The sequence below is a fragment of the Cellvibrio sp. genome, assembly GCF_053579595.1.
Map to the genome: position 1 here is coordinate 10,528 of NZ_JBRFPI010000104.1, position 1,571 is coordinate 12,098.

At 53.3% G+C, this 1,571-nt stretch carries 2 protein-coding genes; both read left to right on the forward strand.

The genetic code is table 11. The features are described from left to right. A partial coding sequence (locus ACWA6V_RS08620; RefSeq protein WP_449522099.1) for an MFS transporter occupies positions 1 to 1,057 on the forward strand: 1,057 nt, incomplete at its 5' end. 65 nt (positions 1,058 to 1,122) lie between these two features. Next, a partial coding sequence (locus ACWA6V_RS08625; protein WP_449522100.1) for a sigma factor occupies positions 1,123 to 1,571 on the forward strand: 449 nt, incomplete at its 3' end.

The window sequence follows — 1,571 nt, forward strand, 5'->3', positions numbered from 1 at the left end:
TTTTATCGGAGTGAGCGCGGTGGTTGCATCGGCGCTGCCGTGGATTTTGAATAATTGGCTGAATATCGCCAACACCGCTCCCCATGGCCAGGTGCCACCATCAGTGGCCTATGCGTTTTATATAGGCGCGGCGATTCTCTTGCTTAGCCTGCTCTGGTCGGCCTACAGCACCCGCGAATACAGCCCTGCACAAATGGCGCAATTCCAGCGCTGGCACGATGCGCAGCAAGCTACCTCCAGCACGCAGCAGTACGCAGGCTTTGGCCGCTGGGGTGCGATTTTATTAGGCGCAGGCACAGCCACTACGGCATTAATTTTTATTGCCGCACTCGACCCCAAACTTTATGTACTGAGTATTGGTGTTGCATTATTTGGCTCGCTGCAACTCGCCGCCGGCGCATTGCAGACCAGCGGTCGCACTGACAATGCGCTCTACCAGATCACGCGCGATATGGTGCTGATGCCACGTACTATGAGGCAGTTAGCGATAGTGCAATGCCTCTCCTGGTTCGCATTATTTTCCATGTGGATTTACACCACCGCTGCAGTAACTTCACATCACTATCACAGCACCGATCCCAGCTCGCTCACTTACAACGAAGGTGCTGACTGGGTGGGCGTTTTGTTTGCAGCCTACAACGGTTTTGCCGCGCTCGCCGCCATTGCTATTCCACTGCTGGTGCGCAAAACCAATCGTAAAATTACCCACATGATTAATCTTTGCCTGGGTGCGCTCGGCCTGATCTCATTTTTATTTATCCGCGACCCACACTGGTTATTGTTGGCGATGGTCGGCGTCGGCTTTGCCTGGGCGTCAATCCTCGCGCTGCCATTGGCAATGCTCACCAGTGCCCTGCCACCGGGGAAAATGGGTGTTTATGCGGGAATTTATAATTTTTTTATTGTCATACCCCAGATATTGGCATCGAGCATACTGGCAATTGTGGTGAGCAAACTTTTTGGCGGACAACCAATTTATGCGCTGGTCACCGCAGGTGGTTTTATGATTCTCGCCGCCATTGCCACGGCCTTTGTCGATGACGCCAGCAGCGACTAATTCCACTCGACCAAGAAAAAGTCGGTAAAAAAATCAGTCACTAAAACATCAGTACCGAAGGATTTATGCCCGCCAGTATCGAAGCTTTAATCAATGGGCTTTACCGCAGCGAATCGCGCCGAGTGCTCGCGACCTTGATCCGCCTGCTGAAAGATTTTGATCTCGCCGAAGAAGCGCTACAGGACGCTTTTGCCGCTGCATTACATCAGTGGCCAGTCGATGGAGTGCCACACAATCCGCGCGCATGGCTGGTATCGACCGGCCGTTTTAAAGCGATTGACCAAATCCGCCGGCGCGCGCGGTTTAATACGTCGCTCGACGATGTTGCTGAAGAATTGGAAGAAATGTTGAGCGAGGAGCACGAATGGTCTGACGAGCAGATCGAAGATGACCAATTGCGCCTTATCTTCACCTGCTGCCACCCGAGCCTCTCGCCCGAAGCGCAGCTTGCACTCACCTTGCGCGAAATTTGCGGTCTGACGACCGAGGCCATAGCGCGCGCGTTTTTAACCTC